Source organism: Actinomycetospora straminea (assembly GCF_028737255.1).
Lineage (GTDB): Bacteria > Actinomycetota > Actinomycetes > Mycobacteriales > Pseudonocardiaceae > Actinomycetospora > Actinomycetospora straminea.
Genome location: NZ_JAQZAN010000001.1, coordinates 297,584 through 315,675, shown reverse-complemented (window position 1 = coordinate 315,675; position 18,092 = coordinate 297,584). Strand labels below are relative to the sequence as shown.

General features: G+C 74.9%; 13 protein-coding genes. 5 read left to right on the top strand and 8 right to left on the bottom strand.

Annotated elements, in window-relative coordinates:
* Position 1: 1 nt before the first annotated feature.
* Genes PH190_RS01525 through PH190_RS01515 form a run of 3 tightly spaced genes read right to left on the bottom strand, consistent with a single transcriptional unit; the run spans position 2 to position 5,146 of the window.
* A complete protein-coding gene (locus PH190_RS01525; RefSeq protein WP_274229743.1) occupies positions 2–2,383 on the bottom strand; it encodes a glycosyltransferase in 2,382 nt (793 codons plus the stop codon).
* Positions 2,384–2,429: 46 nt separating this feature from the next.
* Complete coding sequence (locus tag PH190_RS01520) at positions 2,430–3,563, bottom strand: glycosyltransferase family 4 protein (RefSeq protein WP_274229742.1); 1,134 nt, start codon at positions 3,561–3,563, stop codon at positions 2,430–2,432.
* The gene (locus PH190_RS01515; protein ID WP_274229741.1) at positions 3,560–5,146 is read right to left on the bottom strand and encodes an O-antigen ligase family protein; all 1,587 of its coding nucleotides are present in this window, start codon (positions 5,144–5,146) and stop codon (positions 3,560–3,562) included. Before PH190_RS01515 ends, PH190_RS01520 begins: the two co-directional genes overlap by 4 nt.
* Positions 5,147–5,361: 215 nt before the next feature.
* Here PH190_RS01515 and PH190_RS01510 point away from each other — a divergent pair, with 215 nt between their 5' ends.
* Positions 5,362–6,318 carry an NAD-dependent epimerase/dehydratase family protein gene (locus tag PH190_RS01510; protein WP_274229740.1) on the top strand — a complete coding sequence of 319 codons (957 nt, stop codon included), beginning with the start codon at positions 5,362–5,364 and terminating at the stop codon, positions 6,316–6,318.
* A 124-nt stretch (positions 6,319–6,442) separates the two neighbouring features.
* Here the strand turns inward: PH190_RS01510 and PH190_RS01505 are convergent, their stop codons facing one another.
* The 3 genes from PH190_RS01505 to PH190_RS01495 form a co-directional block, all read right to left on the bottom strand.
* Positions 6,443–9,013, bottom strand: a complete 2,571-nt coding sequence (locus tag PH190_RS01505; protein ID WP_274229739.1) for a hypothetical protein — start codon at positions 9,011–9,013, stop codon at positions 6,443–6,445.
* Positions 9,014–9,160: 147 nt separating this feature from the next.
* Positions 9,161–10,348, bottom strand: coding sequence for a glycosyltransferase family 4 protein (locus PH190_RS01500; protein ID WP_274229738.1), 1,188 nt, complete (start codon positions 10,346–10,348; stop codon positions 9,161–9,163).
* Complete coding sequence (locus PH190_RS01495; RefSeq protein ID WP_274229737.1) at positions 10,338–11,663, bottom strand: nucleotide sugar dehydrogenase; 1,326 nt, start codon at positions 11,661–11,663, stop codon at positions 10,338–10,340. The genes PH190_RS01500 and PH190_RS01495 overlap by 11 nt, the downstream gene beginning before the upstream one ends.
* A gap of 221 nt (positions 11,664–11,884) precedes the next feature.
* Here PH190_RS01495 and PH190_RS01490 point away from each other — a divergent pair, with 221 nt between their 5' ends.
* Both PH190_RS01490 and PH190_RS01485 read left to right on the top strand, forming a co-directional pair.
* Positions 11,885–13,018, top strand: a complete 1,134-nt coding sequence (locus tag PH190_RS01490) for a GNAT family N-acetyltransferase (protein ID WP_274229736.1) — start codon at positions 11,885–11,887, stop codon at positions 13,016–13,018.
* Positions 13,019–13,117: 99 nt separating this feature from the next.
* The gene (locus tag PH190_RS01485) at positions 13,118–14,062 is read left to right on the top strand and encodes a polysaccharide deacetylase family protein (RefSeq protein ID WP_274229735.1); all 945 of its coding nucleotides are present in this window, start codon (positions 13,118–13,120) and stop codon (positions 14,060–14,062) included.
* Here PH190_RS01485 and galE read toward each other — a convergent pair.
* Positions 14,037–15,020, bottom strand: a complete 984-nt coding sequence (galE, locus tag PH190_RS01480; RefSeq protein ID WP_274229734.1) for a UDP-glucose 4-epimerase GalE — start codon at positions 15,018–15,020, stop codon at positions 14,037–14,039. The genes PH190_RS01485 and galE overlap by 26 nt on opposite strands.
* Positions 15,021–15,297: 277 nt before the next feature.
* Between galE and PH190_RS01475 the strand changes: the two genes are divergently transcribed.
* Positions 15,298–16,188, top strand: a complete 891-nt coding sequence (locus PH190_RS01475) for a phytanoyl-CoA dioxygenase family protein (RefSeq protein ID WP_274229733.1) — start codon at positions 15,298–15,300, stop codon at positions 16,186–16,188.
* A gap of 61 nt (positions 16,189–16,249) precedes the next feature.
* Here PH190_RS01475 and PH190_RS01470 read toward each other — a convergent pair whose 3' ends face one another.
* Positions 16,250–17,233 (bottom strand): aminotransferase class IV, encoded by a 984-nt coding sequence (locus PH190_RS01470; RefSeq protein WP_274229732.1) that lies wholly within the window; start codon positions 17,231–17,233, stop codon positions 16,250–16,252.
* A 331-nt stretch (positions 17,234–17,564) separates the two neighbouring features.
* On the opposite strand from PH190_RS01470, the gene PH190_RS01465 reads away from it, so the two are divergent.
* Positions 17,565–18,053, top strand: coding sequence for a hypothetical protein (locus PH190_RS01465; protein ID WP_274229731.1), 489 nt, complete (start codon positions 17,565–17,567; stop codon positions 18,051–18,053).
* Positions 18,054–18,092 lie beyond the last annotated feature (39 nt).

The following is an 18,092-nucleotide window of genomic DNA, read 5'->3' as shown; positions in this document are numbered from 1 at the left end:
GTCAGCGGGCGGTCGCGTAGTCCCGGCCGGTCACCGACTCGGCGAGCCGTGTGAACGCCTCGGCCGTGCCCTCGATGGTGAAGTCGCGCCGGGCCCGTGCCCGGGCCCGCTCACCCATCTCGCGGCGCAGGTCCGGGTCGTCGGCGAGCTTGCGCAGGCGAGCCCCGAGGGCCGCGGCGTCGCCGCGCTCCACGAGGTAGCCCTCCTCGCCGTCGGAGACCAGGTCGGCCACGGCGCCGACGTCGGTGGAGACCACCGGCAGGCCCTGGGCCATCGCCTCCATGATGGAGATCGGCACGCCCTCGTGGTCGGAGGACAGCGCGAACACGTCGGAGCCGGCGAGCAGGCGCACGACGTCGCGGCGCTGGCCGAGGAACGTCACCGTCCGCTCCAGGTTCCGCGCGGCGACGATGCCCTCGAGCTCCGCGCGCCGCGGCCCGTCGCCGACGACGGCGACGTGCAGGCGGGGGTCGTGGAGGTCGGCGACGGCCTCGAAGAGGACGTGGTGGGCCTTCGCCGACGTCAGCCGGGCGAGGACGCAGACGACCACGTGCCCGTCGTCGACGCCGAGCTCGGCGCGCGCGGACGCCCGGTCGGCGTCGGTGCGCGGCGGCGGCATCATGATCCCGTTGGGCACCACGTACTCGCGGACGCGGCTCAGCGGCCCGCGGTTCACGCCCTCCTCGTCGTGCAGGTAGCGGCCCTGCGACGGCGAGAGCAGGGCGAGGCCCCGGGACAGGAAGAGCGTGTTGACCGCCCAGCGCGGCAGCACGCGGCTGCCGACCACGGTGCGGTCCATGTTGTGGGCGGCGATCACCGACACCGGCCCGCCGGCCAGCACCGCGGCCAGACGCCCGAACAGCAGCGACGCCTTGTGGTAGTTGGCGACGAGCACGACGTCGGTGCGGACCCGGCGCAGGTGGCGCACCAGGCGCGGGAGCGTCGAGGGGTCGAAGCGGCCCGAGCGCTCCAGCACCGTGACCGGCACGCCGCCGGCGCGGAAGTCGCCGGCCAGCGGGCCCTCCTCGCGCAGGCAGACGACGTCGGTGACGACGCGGTCCGGGTCGAGGTGGGCGAACGTGTTGCGCAGCACCGTCTCGGCCCCGCCGTGCGCGGCGACGTCGAGCACGAGGGTGACGTGCAGGGGCCGGCGGTCGATGACGTCGGTGCGCGGGCCCGGCCACGCGAGCTCGGGGGCGTCCTCGTCGCGGCGCGGCAGCACCGGGGTGCGGGCCTCGCGCCCGGCGGTCTCCTCGAACGCGTTCTGCGCCTCGGCGACCGAGCGGTCGAGCGTGAACACCTCGTTCACCCGGCGGCGCCCGGCCGCGCCCATCTCGCGGGCGGCCTCGGGGTCGGCGAGCAGCTCGAGGAAGCCCGCGGCCAGCGCGGCCGGGTCCTCGGCGGGCACGACGCGGCCGGTCACACCGTTGACGATCATCTCCGGCACGCCGCCGACCGCGGTGCACACCGCGGGCTTGCCGGCGCTCATGGCCTCGAGCAGCGAGTTCGGGCAGGCCTCGACCGTGCGCGAGCTCAGGGTGAAGACGTCGAACACCCGGTGCAGGCGGCGCGGGTCGTCCTGGTGGCCGAGCAGCAGCACGTGCCCGGTGAGGTCGAGCTCGTCGATGAGCGCCTCGAGGTTCGCGCGCTCCGGGCCGTCGCCGACGAGCAGCAGGCGCGCGTCCGGGTGCTGGTCGACGACGCGGCGGAAGGCGCGCAGGAGCGTCGGGTGGTCCTTCTCCTGGCGCATGACGGCGACGGTGCCGATGACCGTGTGCTCGTCGGTGAGCCCGAGCTCGCGGCGCGTCGCGGCGGGGTCGTCGCCGGCCGCCTCCATCCACGTCGGGTCGATGCCGTTGTAGACGATGCGCAGTTTGCGGGCGTCGTACCCGAGCTCGCCGGTGATGTAGGGCAGCTGGCCCCACGCGACGCCGTAGACGTCGTCGGTGGCGCGGGCGAGCTGCCGGTTCACCCAGCGACGGCCGCGCCCGGCGGGGACGACACCGCCGCAGTTGCGCACCCACACGAGCAGGTGGGGCACGCGCGCGAGGATGCCGGCGACCCGGCCGAGGAGCTCGGCGTTGAACCCGCGCAGCACGACGATGTCCGGCTGCTGCGCACGCATCTCGCGGACCAGCGCGCGGACGGTGCCGACGACGTCGCGCTTGCCGCGCCGCAGCTCGGTGCGCGGGACGTCGGCCGCCTCGAGGCGCGCCCAGTTCGCCGTCGACCCCACGTTCCCGCGGTCCTGCAGGCAGACGATCGAGCCGCGGACGCGCTCGGGGTCCATCGAGGCGAGCAACGTGGACGCGTGGCGCTCCGCGCCGCCCACCATCATGTTGGGGACGACGAACATGACCCGCAGCGGCCCTGCCGCCGTCACGGGTCGGCGGGGGCGCCTCACGAGCCGGTGCGGGTGTCGGGGTCCGTCACGACCTCGACGGTACCGAGGAGCCGGCGCCGGACCCGGACGCGGAGGGGTGGCGGCGAGCCAGCACCTCGTGGTAGAGGACCTCGATCCGATCGGCGACCGCCTCGGCGAGGAACTCCGAGCGGGCGCGGGCGAGCGCCGCGTCCCCGAGGGCGCGCCGCCGGTCGGGGTCGGCGAGCAGCTCGCCGAGGGCGTCGGCGAGCGCGGGCACGTCGTGGGGCGGGACCAGCAGGCCCTCGGTGCCCGACGTGACGAGCTCGGGGATGCCGCCGACCTGCGTGGACAGCACGGCGACGCCGCGGGCCATGGCCTCGAGCACCACCATCGGCTGGCCCTCGTTCTCCGAGGGCAGCGCGAGCACGTCGGCGTCGGCGAGCAGGGCGGCGACCTCGTCGCTGCTCAGCCAGTCGTGCACGGTGACCGAGCCGCCGACGCCGAGCTCGTCGGCGAGGGCGCGGGCCCGGTCGTGCTCGCCGTCGCCGGCGAGGGTGAGGCGGGGGCCCGGGGTGGCGGTCGTGGTGCCGCCGACGACCTTGGCCCACGCCTCGATGAGGTCGAACGCGCCCTTCTTGGCCCAGATGCGGCCGAGGAAGACGACGTGGGGCGCCGCGTCCGGCGCACGCCGCGTGACCGGGGCCGCGGGCACCGGGTTGGGCAGCGAGGTCAGGACGGCGTCGGGGGCGATCCGCGCCAGCCGCTCGCGCATCAGGCCGCCGAGGGCGACGACGACGTCCGCGCGGGTCAGCGTCGCGCGGATGACCCGCTGCAGGGGAGCGGGCGCGCGGTCGTGGAAGAGGTGGAACCGGCCGCTGTGCACGTGGAGCACCACGGGCACGCGCAGCGCGTACGCGGCCCAGCAGACGGCGGCCTTGCGCACGAAGCTGCCCGCGGCCGACATGTGGACGTGCACCAGGTCGGGGCGGCGGGCGACGAGCGCGACGAGCACGCGCGCGAGCCCCGTGGCGAACGTCGTCGCCTTCGCGACCGCGCTGCCGTCCCGGTGGGTGGCGACGTGCCGCACGCCCCACCGCGCCCACAGCCCGGTCGCGGCGAGCGTGCGCACGCACGTCGCGATCCCGCCCTGCGTGGTGGTGCTCGTCGAGACCCAGAGGGTCCGCGGAGTGCGGGTCACCGCGCGCCCAGGGGCCGGCCGGTGATGATCGGCGCGCCGGCGGGGACGGCGTCCCTGGACTCCCGCGCGCGGCCCTCCTCGGCCCAGGCGACCTGGTCCGCCGGCGACATCCCGCCGGGCAGGCCCGCGCCGGGCGTGCCCGGACGGGGTGCGGGGCGCGTGTCGCGGAAGCGCTCGAGCTGGCCGACGACCATGCCGGCGTAGAGGAAGCACAGCAGGCCGGCGAAGTCGAGGATGCGCAGGTCGACCGTCGCGCCGTTGGCCACGAGCATGACCATGGCGATCGCGCCGAGGACCGCGAGCGGACGTCCGAGGAACGTGCCCTCGGGCAGCTCCCGCAGGGCCCGGTAGAGCAGGAACAGCACACCGAGCAGCACCGAGATCCAGAGCAGGACCCCGGGCAGGCCGAGCTCGGCGGCGATCCCGAGCTCGTTCTGGTGCGAGATGATGCCGCGGCCGCGGTTCCAGTCGATCTCCTGGGACCAGGAGACGTGCTGGTAGGTGTTGTAGGCCCGGAACTGCCCGATCCCGATGCCGAGGAACGGGTGCTCGGCGAGCGCCTTGAGCGACGTCGCCATGATGTTGAGCCGGTCGTAGATCTCGTTGGACGAGCCGATGCCGCCCTCGGACCGGTCGGCGGAGAAGAACGACGACGCGTTGGCCGCGACCCCGACCGCCCCGAGCGCGAGGTAGACGACGAAGGGCCGCCGCCAGCCCTTCGCGAGGACCGCCCCGAGGATCAGGGCGACGACGAGCGAGAGCAGCGCGGACCGCGTGTGGGTCAGGTACACCGCGTAGGCCATCGGGAGGGTGAGGGCGTACAGCGCCCAGCGCAGGCCCCGGCGGGTCCCCGGCCGCGTCGCGAGGAACAGGCACACGACGAAGCCCATGACCAGCAGCATCCCGTTGACCACGGGCTGGTTGAACACCCCGACCGCGCGCCCCTCCCAGTTCGGGGCCTCGACGATGAAGCGCGGCCACACGAGCCGCCGCGGGCCGTGGAACTGGATGATGCTGACCCAGGCCGAGTAGGCGGCCATGCCGACCGTCGTCCACAGCAGCCAGCGGACGGACTTCTCGGTGTCGAGGACCGACTTGGCGACCACGTAGACGACGAACGGCAGGATCGTGCCGCTGAAGATCCAGCGGTAGACCTCGGCCGTCTGCTCGGTGATGGGGTCGACCTCGGGGTGGGGCAGGAGCGCCGAGATGATGTTCCAGACGAGGTACGTCGTCATCAGCCACTCGACGGTCCCGAGCCGGGGCATCTCCTTGGCCCGGCGGGCCACGGCGAGCGCCAGCGCGAGGACCATGGCGTAGAACAGCGGCGTCAGCGCCTCGGCCGAGATGATCTCCTTCTGGGCGGTGCGGCCGAAGCTCGCCAGCACGACCAGCAGGAGCGCGATCAGCGGGTTGTTGAGGGCGAGCGCGAACACCGCCGCGCCCACGCCGAGCGCGGCCAGCAGGAGGCCTGCCTGGCCGGGCGCCGCGAAGGCGATGCCGGCGGCCATAACGACGACCACGGCGCCGATGACGAACTCGCCGCGCGACCGGTCGCGCACGCCACCGGGGAGCAGGCTCACCGTCGCTCACCCGGCGCTGCCGCCGGGCCTCCCGTGATCGGGGTCATCGGCGCCCTCTCGTCTCCGGTCGGCTGGCCGGCACCGCGGACGGGCGCCGGAGTCGCGCACGGCCAGGATATCCGGCGGCGCGAGGGGTGCGGACGGGGCCGTCGCGGACCGCGGCGGCCGACCGGGTTCGATGGGTCGTGGTCCCGCACCGCTACGGGGGAGAAGACATGACCGACAGGTACCTCGTCACGGGGGCCGCGGGCTTCGTCGGCAGCACGATCTGCCGCCGGCTCGCCGCCGCCGGGGTCGAGACGGTGGGCGTCGACTGCTTCACCGACTACTACGACACGACGCAGAAGAAGGACAACCTCGCGACGATCGAGGGCGAGCGCTTCCGGTTCGTCGACGCCGACCTGACCGCCACCGACCTGCCCGCGCTGCTCGACGGCGTCACCCACGTCGTGCACCAGGCCGGGCAGCCGGGCGTGCGCAGCAGCTGGGGCGAGGAGTTCGCCGTCTACACCCGCAACAACGTGGAGCTCACCCAGCGGCTCCTCGAGGTCGCGCGGACGTCGGACACGCTGCAGCGTTTCGTCTACGCCAGCTCGTCGTCGGTCTACGGCGATGCGGAGCGCTACCCGACGCTGGAGACCGACCTCCCGCGCCCGGTCAGCCCGTACGGCGTCACCAAGCTCGCCGCCGAGCACCTCTGCACGCTCTACGCGTCGAACTTCGGCGTGCCGACGGTCTCGCTGCGCTACTTCACCGTCTACGGCCCCCGCCAGCGTCCCGACATGGCGTTCACGCGGTTCGTGCGCGCGGGCCTGCTGGGCGAGCCCATCACCGTCTTCGGCACCGGCGAGCAGGTCCGCGACTTCACCTACGTCGACGACATCGTCGAGGCCAACCTGCTGGCCGCCGACCGGCCGAGCCCGCCCGGCACGGTCCTCAACATCTCGGGCGGCAGCAGCGTCTCGCTGAACGAGGCGCTGGCGGTGCTCGAGCGCGTCGTCGGACGGGAGCTGCAGATCGTGCGCCACGACCGGACCGCGGGGGACGTCTTCCGCACCGGCGGCGACGCCTCCCGCGCGGCCGAGGTCCTCGGATGGCGTCCCGCCGTGACCCTCGAGGAGGGCCTGGCCGCCCAGGCGGCGTGGATGCGCGGCGTGCTCGGCGCCTCCTGACACCACCTGACACCGCCCGACACACCCCGGGAACGACGACGGCGGGAGGGCCACCAGGCCCTCCCGCCGTCCGTGCTCGTCGCGGCCGCCGCGACTGCTCGACTGCTCCTCGCCTACTTCTCGGCTACTTCTCGGTGCGCATCGTGACCGTCGGCGCCGACAGGTTGCCGTGGCTGGCCTCCGACGCGCCGCCCTTCGTGCCGGGCGCGGCGGTGCTCGAGCTCGTCGGGGTCGCGCTGCGCGAGAACCGCGCGACGCCGACCCGCTTGGCGCCGGGGGGCGAGCTGGGCGAGGCGGAGGCCGTGTCGGCCTTGCCCGCGGGCTTCGCCCCCTGCGCCCCGCCCGCCGGGCCCTGGGCCCCGCCCGCCGGGCCCTGCGCCCCGTTGGCCGGGCCGCCGGGCCGGGCCGGCGCCCCGGCGGCCGGCCCGCCGGGCTGCGGGCCGGTCGGCTTGGGGCCGCTGCCGGGGTTGGGCTTCGGGCTCGGCGACGGCTTCGCGCCCGAGGTGCGGCGCGTGTGCACGCTGACGCCCGGGGCCTCACCGGCGGGGGTGGAGCCGGGTCCCGACGGACCGGCGGGCCCGGACGGCGACGGCGTCGACGACGCACCGGGCGCCGCGCCGGCGGCCGGCTGGGGCGCGTTCCCGGTGGGCTTGGCGCCCGGCTTGGCGGCCGCAGCACCGGCGGCACCGGCGGCGGCTACCCCGGCCGCACCCGCGGCGCCACCGGCCTGGCCGGCGGGCGTGCCCTGGCCGCCCTGGCCGCTGGGGGCGTTGGTGCCGCCCGCGGGCGGCTTCGTGCCCGAGCCGCCCTGCGGCGTACCGCCCGGCGAGGGCTTGGCGCCCGGGGACGGCTTGGCGGCCGACCCGCACTGGGGCGCGCCGCCGGGCGAGGACTTCCCGCCCGCACGCGCCGACGGGTCCTCGCGCCGGGGAGTGCCGTTGGCGGGCTGACCCGACCCCGCGGCTGCCGAGGACGCCGAGGACGCCCCGCCGCGCACCGCGCTGCCGTTGGTGGGCTTGGCGACGCCGTTCACCGGCGCGCCGTTGGCGCCCTCGGAGCCCGACGCGGCACCGGCGACGGCACCGGCCGCGGCGCCGGCGCCCATCGCGGCGCGGGCCTCCTCGAGCTTCTCGCGGGAGATCGGCGCGGTCCGGTCGGCCGGCGGGACCTGCGCCGGACGGGCCGGGGCCGGGGCGCCACCGGGGCCGCCGGGACCACCAGGGCCGCCCTGGCCGGCGGGGCCACCGGGACCTCCAGGACCGCCAGGACCGCCGCCGGGCGCCGGGGGCACCGGCGGGCCGGCCGGCAGGCGCGCCGGGGTCCAGGAGCGCTCGGCGAGGAAGCCGGGGTCGGCGAGCTGGCCGGGGTTGCGCACCAGCACCACGCCGAGCGCGGTGCCGCCGGAGCGGGCCAGCGCGTCGAGCGCCGCGGTGGCGTCGCGCGAGCGGGTCTGGCCCTCCTCGACGATGAGCAGCGCGCGGTCGGCGGCCGAGCACACGACCTGGCCCTCGACGCTCTCGGCGGGCGGGGCGTCGACGATCACGAGGTCGGCGAGCATCCGGCCCTGCGCGAGCAGGCGCGAGACGTGCGAGCGGGAGAACAGCGCGAACAGGTCGTCACGCTTGCTGCCGCGCGGCGAGACGAGCAGGGCGCGCCCGTTCGAGAACACCTTGCCGTCGATGCGGCTGTCACCGCGCTCGGCGAGGAAGTCGGCGACACCGGACATCGAGGCGAGCTCCGACGAGCCGCCGGCGTCGCTCTCGAGGTCGGCCTGGACGAGCAGCGTCGTCTGGCCCTGCAGGGCGCGCAGCCCGGCGAGGGCGACCGCGACCCGCGTCTTGGAGGCGCGGGCGGTGCTCGGGCCGGTGATCGCGAGCGAGCCGGGGACCGGCATGCCGTGGGCGTTGGTCAGCCCCATGAGCGCCCGCAGCATCTCGTTGCGGGCGTTCTCGCCGGAGCGGCGCTTGCCCCCGACCACCGCGAGGACCTGCAGGCCCAGGCGGTCACGGACCTCGCTCGGCGTCACGATGCGGTTCTCGAAGCGCCCGAGCGCCATGGCGAGCAGGGCACCGAGGAGCAGGCCGCCGACCAGCGCGGCGCCGGCGTTGCGGCCCGCGTTGGTGGGGTTCGAGACGACGCCGGCGTTGAGCTGGAGGTCCTGCAGCTGGTTGGTGGTGCTGCTCAGGTCGTCGATCTGGTCCTGGAAGCGGTTGGCCTCGCTCGTGTTGCCCGCCGCGCGCGCCGCGTCACGCTGCTGGGTGAGCGTCTCGACCTGCTGCCGCTGGGCCTCGCCGCCGCTGAGGCTGGAGTTCACGTCGTCCCGCAGCGCGACCGCCATCTTCGTGGCCGACTCGGAGGCCACGTCGGGGCTGTCGGCGACCGCCTCGATGTAGACGATCGGGCTCGCCGCGGCGATGCGGGCGTTGAGACCCACCGACGACGGCACCCCGGCGGTCTGGCGCAGCTGCTGCTGCGACGACGCCTGGTTGAAGTAGTCGGCATACCCCTGGGCCAGGACGGTGTCCTGCTCGGGCGCGCGGTCCTGCGACACGATGGTCAGCGCCGACCGGCCGGTGTAGGTCGACCCCTGCAGGAGCGAGGCCCCCAGGGAGCCGGCCGCTGCCACGATGCCGATGACGAGGATCAGCACCCACCGCCGGCGGATGCGATCCCACTGGATCTGGAGCGGGCTCATGACGTGCCTTTCGTCCGATCGTCGGCGTGTCGCCCCCGGGGGACGCCGGGGGGCATCCTACTGTGGTGGTGCAGGGCGACCGCCGTGTTGCGCTCGCCGGGCCGCCCGGGGGCGGGGCCGATGGCGCGGGTCATCGCTGCGGGTCCCTCAGCGTCCCTGCGTGGCCGACTCGTAGGCCGCCAGCAGTTCCTTCTCGGAATTCGTCCAGGAGAGCGGCCCGGAGACGCGCTCCATGCCGATCTCGCCCATCGCCCGCCGGCGACGGGGGTCGTCGAGCAGCTCGGACACGAGGCCCGCGAACTCGCCGACGTCGTTGGGGCGGGCGTAGACCGCCGCCTCCCCGGCCGAGACACGGGCCTCGACCAGGTCGAACGACACCACCGGCCGCCCCATCGCCATGTACTCCATGATCTTGTTCATGGTGGACACGTCGTTGAGCGGGTTGCGCGGGTCCGGCGCGAGGCAGACCGACGCGGTGGACAGGTGACGCAGCACCTCCTCGTCGGAGATGCGGCCGGTGAAGGTCACGCGGTCGTCGAGCCCGTGGGCGTGCGACAGGGCGACGACGTCGTCGAAGGCGTCGCCGGTACCCATGAAGACCGCGTGCCAGTCGTCGCGGCGCTCGGCGAGCTGCGCGAGCGCGCGGATCGCGTAGTCGACCCCGTCCTGGGGGCCCATGACGCCGAGGTAGCAGAGCAGGTGCTCCTTGCCCCGCGACAGCGCCGGCTCGGGCTCGCCGAGCCGGAAGCGCTCGATCGCCGGGGCGCTGCGCACCACGAACGTGTCCTCGACGGGCACGCGCCCGCGGCCGGTGGCGACGGCCCGGTAGCTCTCGTTGGTGGCGATGACCGTGTCCGCGGTGCGGTAGGTCGCCCACTCGAGCAGCCGCATGCCCCAGTACATCGAGTCCTTCTTCTCGCGGAAGCGCGAGAGGTAGAGCTCGGGGACGAGGTCGTGCTGGTCGAAGATGACCCGCGCGCCGCGCGCCTTGGCCCGCAGCGCGGGCAGGAACAGCAGGTCCGGCGGGTTGCACAGGTGCACGACGTCGACCGGCGCGCGCTTCTGGATGCGCTTGATCAGCCGGTTGGTGTGCCAGAGGGCGGTGCCGTACTCCTTGAGGTAGCCCTGCGGGCCGCCGGTCGCGGCCTCGAGTGGATAGCGGTGGATCCGCACCCCCTCGATGACGACCTCGGTCTCGGTGTCCCGCTTCGTGCCCTGCGGGCAGATCACCTCGACCTCCCACCCGTGCCCGGTGAGGGTCTGGCACTCCTGCCAGACCCGCCGGTCGAAGGGGACCGAGAGGTTCTCGACGAGGATCAGGGCTCTACCAGGCAAGGCCCACGTATCCCTCCTGTTGGCGACGCGACGCCGCGTCGGGCAGCCGGACGAGGTCGATCACGGGCACCGCGGTGCCGTGGCCGAGGGCGGCGCGGACGTCGTCGTCCGCCTTGCCCACGACCAGCACCTCGGCGTGGTCGACGACGTCGGCGACGCGGTCGACGAGCAGGTCGCGCAGGTGCGGGAGCCGGGCCTCGATGAAGGCCCGGTTGGCCCCGAGCAGCGCCGACTCGACGACCGCGGGGTCGTAGATGCGCAGGTCGAAGCCCTTGCCCAGCATCCGCTCGCAGAGCTCGACCAGCGGGCTCTCCCGCAGGTCGTCGGTGCCCCCCTTGAACGCGAGGCCGAAGACGCCGACCTTGCGCTTCCCGGTGGCGGCGACGTGCTCGAACGCGCGCTGGATGTGCTCGTCGTTGGACGGCAGCACGTTCTCCAGGATCGGCACGCGCACGTCGTGGCGGCGCGCGGCGTGCACCAGGCCCCGGAGGTCCTTGGGCAGGCACGAGCCGCCGAACGCGAAGCCCGGGCGCAGGTAGGCCGGGCTGATGTTCAGCTTCGTGTCGGAGAGGAAGATCTCCATGACGTCGTGGGAGTCGACGCCGAGCTCGCGGGCCAGCGCCCCGATCTCGTTCGCGAAGCCGATCTTGAGGCCGTGGAAGGTGTTGTCCACGTACTTGGTCATCTCCGCCACCGGCGGCTCGACCCGGAACTCCGGGGCGCCGAGCCCGGCGTAGAGCGCGAGGACCGCGTCGCCGCTGGCCGGGTCGAGCTCGCCGACCACGGTCTTGGGCGGGTCGTAGAAGTCCTTGACGCTGGAGCCCTCGCGCAGGAACTCCGGGTTCACCGCGACGCCGAAGTCCTGGCCGGCGACGAGGCCCGAGGCCTCCTCGAGCAGTGGGACCAGGACGCCCAGGCAGGTGCCCGGCAGCATGGTCGACCGGAAGACCACCGTGTGTCGGCCGGCCTCCGGGTCGCGCGAGCCCAGCGCCTCGCCGATCTCGCGGGCGGCGCGCTGGAGGTAGGTGGTGTCGAGGCTGCCGTTGGGCGCCGACGGGGTGCCGACGCACACCAGGGAGAGGTCCGTCCCGTGGATCGCCGCCGTCACGTCGTCGGTGACGCTGAGGCGGCCGGCGGCGACGACCTCGGTGACGATGTCACCGATGCGCTCCTCCACCACGGGCGTACGGCCCTCGCCGATCATCGCGAGCTTGGCGGGGTTGACGTCGACACCGACGACGTCGTGCCCCTCCGTGGCCAGGCATGCGGCGCTCACCGTGCCGACGTAGCCGAGACCGAAGACACTGACCTTCATCGCAGGGGGTCCTCGCAGAAGGGTCGGGGTCGCGGCGGTCGATGGGGAGCGGGACCGCACGCCGGGTCCCGGTCACGGTACCGACGGCATTCGGCCGTACCGCCGTCGGGCAGTCGGCCGGGACACGACGCTGAGGATCCACTCACCGATACGGAGGACGTCCGGGAGGCGGCGAGGTTGGCCCCGGATGGGTCCGAGACCGGACCGTTAGCCTCGGGCGGGTGAGCCGTGACGTGCCTGACGTGGAGGTCCTCGCCGATCCCGCCGACGAGCCCGGGCTGGTCGACGAGTGGCGCGCCCTGGCCGAGGCCGCGGGCAACGCGTTCGTGTCCCCCGAGTGGTACGGCGCCTACGCCCGCCACTACGGCGACGACGCTCCCCCGTTCGTGGTGCGGGTGCGGGACGCCGACGGGTCGCTGGCGGGCCTGCTGCCGCTCTGCCGCTCCGGGCGCACGGTGCGCTTCGCCGGCGGGAACGTGGGCGACCGTTTCGCCCCCGTCGCCGCGGCGGGCCGCGAGGCCGAGGTGGCGCGGGCGGCCGCCGGGGCGCTGGGCCGCGAGGCCGTGGTGCTGCACAACGTCGACGCCGGCGCGGCGTGGATCCCGGCGCTGGGCGAGGGCCTGCGGGGGCGGGTCGCGGCGACGCGGCTGCGCGGCGGCGTCATGCCCTTCGTCCCGCTGACCGGGCACACCTGGGACACGTTCCTCGGCGCCCGCAGCCGCAACTTCCGCCAGCAGGTGCGCCGCAAGGAGCGCGCCCTGGTCGACGGGCTGGGCGCCAAGGTGCGCGCGACGTCGTCGCCCGGCGAGGTCGTCGGCGACGTCGGCGAGTTCTTCCGGCTGCACGCCCTGCGGTGGGAGGAGCGCGAGGGCGGGTCGACGATCACCAGCCCCACCGTGCGCGCCTTCCACGAGGACTTCGCCGCCGCCGCCCTCGAGCGGGGATGGCTGCGGATGTCGTTCCTGGAGATCGAGGGGACGGCCGTGGCCGCGCTCTACGCGTGGCGGATCGGCGGGCGCTACGCGTACTTCCAGGCGGGCTTCGACCCGGCGTGGGCGGAGAAGAGCGTGGGGCTCGTGCTCATGGCCCACACCGTGCGCGAGGCCATCGAGGAGGGCGCGGACGAGTACGACCTGCTGCTCGGCGACGAGACCTACAAGGCCCGCTTCGCCACCGACGAGCGCGCGGTCGAGACGCTCGTCGTCGCGGGCGCGCTCGACCCCACCCGCCTGCTCGCCCAGGTCGACGCCGGCGTGCGACGGGCCACCGACGGCCTCTCGCCCGAGCTGCGCGCGCGCCTGCGCGACCTCGCCCGGCCCGTCCTCGCCCGCATGCCCGGCACGCGCTCGCGCTGACCGGCCGGGTCGGTCAGCCTGGCGTCCACGCTGACGTTCGACGCCAGGGAATCCACCACGTCGAGGAGCACCCCGACCGGGCCGATACCGTCGGGTGCCATGAGTCGACGGCTCCTCGTGCTCGGCTGGCACAACATCGACCCGACCCCGTTCTACCCCGCCGCGCCGGGTGCCGGGCGTCGCGGCTTCGAGCGCCAGCTCGCCGCGATCGACCGGCTGGGCACGGTCGTCCCGCTGTCCGACGCCGTCGACACGCTCGCCGCCGGCGGCTCGCTCCCGCCCCGCGCGGTGGCCCTGACCTTCGACGACGGCTACGCCGACTGGCTCGACGCCGCGGTCCCGGCGCTGGACCGCCGCGGCCTGCACGGCACCTTCTTCCTCGTCTCCGACATCCTGTCCGAGCGCATCGGCGCCTGGTGGGAGGAGCTCGCCGACGCCTTCGACCGCTGTACCGCGACGTCGCTCGAGTGGGCGGGACGCACGCACGACCTGACGACGCCGGTCGCGCGGCGCGCGGCCCAGGACGCGCTGAAGGACGAGCTCAAGCTCGTCGACCGCGCGACGCGCGTCGAGGCGGTCTCCCGGATCGCCGGGCGGCTCGCCCCGCCGGCCCCGGAGCGCCCGCCGATGTTCCTCGACTGGGCCGGTGCGCGGGCCCTCGCCGCGACCGGTCACGGGATCGGGTCGCACACCGTCACCCACCCGATCCTCGCCCGCGAGGACGCCGCCACCCAGCGCCACGAGCTCGCGGCGTCGCGGACGGCGCTGGAGGAGGGGCTCGGGCAGACGGTGGATCTGCTGGCCTACCCGAACGGGAACGCCGGCGACTACGACCAGCAGACGATGGAGCTCGCGCGCGCCGCGGGCTACCGGGCCGCGGTGACCACCCGTCCGGGACTCGTGGGGCCGCAGGAGCCGCCGTTCGCGATGCACCGCGTCGTGCTCACACCGCTCACCGACGTGGCCGAGCTGTTCGGCAAGGTCGCCCGGAAGGGCACCGGGATGGCCCGGCGCGTCGTCAGGACGCTGACGCCGACCGGCTGAGCAGGGCCTCCCAGGCCGAGGCGACGATGTCGTCGAGGTCGTGGCGGGCGCGCCAGCCGAGGAGGTCACCGATCCGGGTGACGTCGGCGACGACGGCGGCCGGGTCGCCCGGGCGCCGGGCGACGACGGCGGGCTCGACGGGGCGGTCGGCGACGCGTGCGACGGTCGCCATCACCTCGAGCACCGAGAAGCCCCGGCCGACGCCGACGTTGAGCGTCTCGGCGCACGGCCGGTCGAGCAGCGCGGTGGCGGCGACGTGGGCGTCGGCGAGGTCGTCGACGTGCACGAAGTCGCGCACGCAGCTGCCGTCGGGCGTGTCGTAGTCGGTGCCGAAGACCGTCGGCGCCGCACCCCGGGCGACGGCCTCGAGCGCGATGGGCACGAGGTTCGCCTGGCCGCGGTCGGCGAGGCGCGGGTCGCGGGCGCCGGCGACGTTGAAGTAGCGCAGGGCCACGTAGCGCAGGCCGGTGGCGCGGTGGACGTCGGCGAGCAGCCACTCGCCGGCGAGCTTCGTCGTGCCGTAGGGGTTCACCGGGACGGTGGGGGAGTCCTCGGTGACCCCTGTGCCTGCCGGGCCGGTCGTCGCCCCGTAGACCGCGGCGCTCGAGGAGTAGACGAAGCGCTCGACGCCGGCCCGCGCGCAGGCGTCGAGGACGCTGCGCAGGCCCTCGACGTTCTCGTGCCAGTAGTACAGCGGGCGCTCCACCGACTCGGGCACGCTCTTGCGGGCGGCGAAGTGCATGACGCCGTCGAGCCGGTGCTCGGTGAGCGTCGCCGCGATCGCGTCGGTGTCGAGCACGCTCGCGTGCACCAGCGGGACGTCGTCGTCGAGACGCTCGGCGAGGCCGGTCGACAGGTCGTCGAGCACCACCACCGCGTCGTCCCGCGCGCGCAGGGCCCGGACGGTGTGCCCGCCGATGTACCCCGCCCCGCCCGTCACGAGCCAGCGCGCCGCCATGCCGTCGTCCCCCTCGCGTGTGCGTCGGGCCCCGAGGCTAAGGGGTGGCGGGCGGGGTGGTGACGGCCCTGCCGTCCGGACGCGGAGCGTCGCGACGGCGGGCTCCCGGCCGTTCGTCCGCTTCGTCGGGGTCACTCGACGGCGTGGTCCCCGGGGCCGGAGGCCGTGCGGGGCGAGGTCCACGCCACCGGTATCTTCCCGCCGTGCCGGCGATGCCCACGCGGGTCGCGCCCGCGGTCACGGGGGGACGTACCGCGCCGGTCCGAGGAGGTAGGCAGTGACCAACGTGCTCTCGAACCCGTCGTTCGACGATGCCACCCGGCGTGAGCACCTCTATCGCGGCGACGTGGTGGTCTACGGCGCGAGCCCGAGCACGCTCGCCCTCGTCGAGTTCACCCGCGAGCTCGTCGAGGAGGCGTTCGGCGATCTCGACCCGGAGCTCGCGCAGTACTCGATGGACGTCCACGAGTTCGCCGCGCTGCTCGCGGACCTGAAGCCGCGGTTCATCCACCACCCGCGGTGCAAGGAGCTGCTGCCGGCGATCCTGTCCGAGCGCGGCTGCGACCTGGACCGCACCTACTTCGACGTGCCCCGCCTGCGCACGTCGACGTCCGACGACTACCTCACCACCGGCATCGCGTTCGCGTTCCACCCGCACCGCGACACCTGGTACTCCGCCCCGATGTGCCAGACCAACTGGTGGATGCCGGTCTACCCGGTGAGCAGCGACAACGTCATGGCGTTCCACCCGAAGTACATGACGCAGGGCATCGCCAACGGCTCCTACCGCTACGACTACGCCGAGTGGAACAAGTCGAGCCGCCAGGACGCCGCGAAGCACATCGGCAAGGACACCCGCGACCAGCCGACGCCCGAGGAGCCCGTCGAGCTCGACCCGCAGGTGCGCGTCGTGCCCGAGGTCGGCGGGATGATGGTGTTCTCGGGCAACCAGCTGCACTCGTCGGTGCCCAACACGTCCGGGCGCACCCGGTTCTCGATCGACTTCCGGATCGTCGACATCGACGACGTCGCCGCCGGGCGCGGGTCGGTCAACGTCGACGCGCGGTGCACGGGCACGTCGCTGCGCGACTTCCACCGTGCCTCGGACCTCGCGCCGATGCCCGAGGAGCTCGCGGCGGCCTACGACGGCGCCGCCGTGCCCGTCTGATCGCCCGGCGCGGCCGGTCGTCACGACCGGCCGCGTCCGGCCGCGGCCGTGGTGCTCGCGACTAGTGCGGCGCGGTGCCGTTGGCGGTGACCGGCGAGTCGCGCGCGGCGACGTCCGCGGCGGTCAGCACGGGGACCATGTCGACCCCGGGCAGGTGGTCCTGGCCCCGCATGACGCGGAGGTACGCGTCGCGGAGGCGGCGCAGGAGCCCGTCCACCGGGAACCGGAAGCCGTCGACCTCGTCGACCAGCGTCAGCTCCGAGATCGTGCCGGCGATGCCGACCTCGCGCGCCGCGAGGAGCTCGGTCCGGTCGACGGGCCGGCGGGTGAAGTCGACGGCCTCCCGCAGGCAGAGCTGCTCGATGATCCGCACGGTCAGGCTGTCGAGGGCGCCCTCCGACGAGGGCGGCACGACGATCCCCTCGTCGGTGACCAGCACGACGCAGGCGCCCGTCGCCTCCGCCACCCGCCCCTCGCGGTTGAGGAGGATCGCGTCGTCGTAGCCGAGGCGCCGCGCCTCGATCCGCGCGAGGCGCGCGACCACGTAGTTCGCGCTGCTCTTCACGCGGGTGGGGAGGTCGACATCGGTGCCCCGGCGCCAGGTCGACACCCCGAGGCGCATCGGGTCGCCCTCGGCCTGGGTCTGGGTGAAGGCGGTGATCACCATCGTGGCGACCGTGCCCTCGCCCCAGTGCCCCTCGGTCACGTAGAGCGTCGGGCGGAGCCAGAGGTCACGGCCCGGGACGAGGAGCTCGGCGGCGAGCTGCCGGTGACGCCGGACCCACTCCTCGTCGTCGATCTGGAACGGGATGTGGAACAGGCGCGCCGAGCGTCGCAACCGCTGCAGGTGCGCGAGCGGGCTGCGGAGCATGAACGTCGACGAGTCCGCGTCCCAGTAGCCCTTGACGCCCTCGAAGATGCTCAGCGCCCGGGTCAGCGCCTCCGCCGAGATGTGGACCTTCACGTCGGCGTAGGGAGCGAGGGCGCCGTCGACGGACGCCCACCGAGGCGTCTGCAACTGCGACAGCGAGGCGACGTGGGCCACTCGACCTCCTCGATCGCGCCGGATGACCTACTCAGTATGAGGGGGAAAGGTGAACGCTTCCTCACCGGGTCCTCGCCCTTCGTGACGAAACGATCGCGCTCCGGGTCGAGTCGCGGGTCCCCGACGGCGGCGTGTCGCGTCGTCGCCAGGCGGTCCGTGACCGTCCCGGACCGGGTGTGTCGCCTCGATGGCCCAACACCTGTCCCCGGGTCCAGAACGGCCTGATCAGCCGTCCACACTGGACCACATGGCAGCACCGGCGACACCCTCCGGAGCAGCGTCGTCCGGACCGAACGGGCGGCACGCTCGCGTCGATGACGCCGGCCCGAGCGTGGTCCCCCGTGGCCGCCGGGCCCGCCGCCGGCTCGCGTCGGCGCCCCAGCGGCGGACCCCGTGGCCGGTGGCCGCGGCGCCCGAGACCGCGACCGCGACGCTCGCGGCCCCGGCCTCGGCCCCGGCCCCGGCCCCGGCCCGTGCCGAGCCGCTGCCCTTAACGACCGTGCTCCCCGGCTCGCCGGTGGCCCCGACGGCCCAGGCGGGCGTGCCGGGCCTGGTACGGCGGCCGTCGTCGCTGATCCGCCTCGCGCCGCGGGTGCGGGCCGGTGCCGGGGCGGCTGCGCCGGCGGCTCCGGTCTCGGGGCCGCCGATCCCGGCGGTCGGGGCGGGGACTGCGGGCGGGGCTGGGGGCGGGGCCGTGGGTGGTGCCGTGGCCGTCGCCGGCGTACCGCCGCGGCGCGCGCCGATCCGCCACACGCCGGTCCCCGGCACGCCGGTCGCCGCCGAGCGCCCGGCCTGGGGCCCGCCGCGCCCCGCGCGCTGAGCGACCGCTACGGGGCTCGCCTGTGCCCGTGGTCGTGCC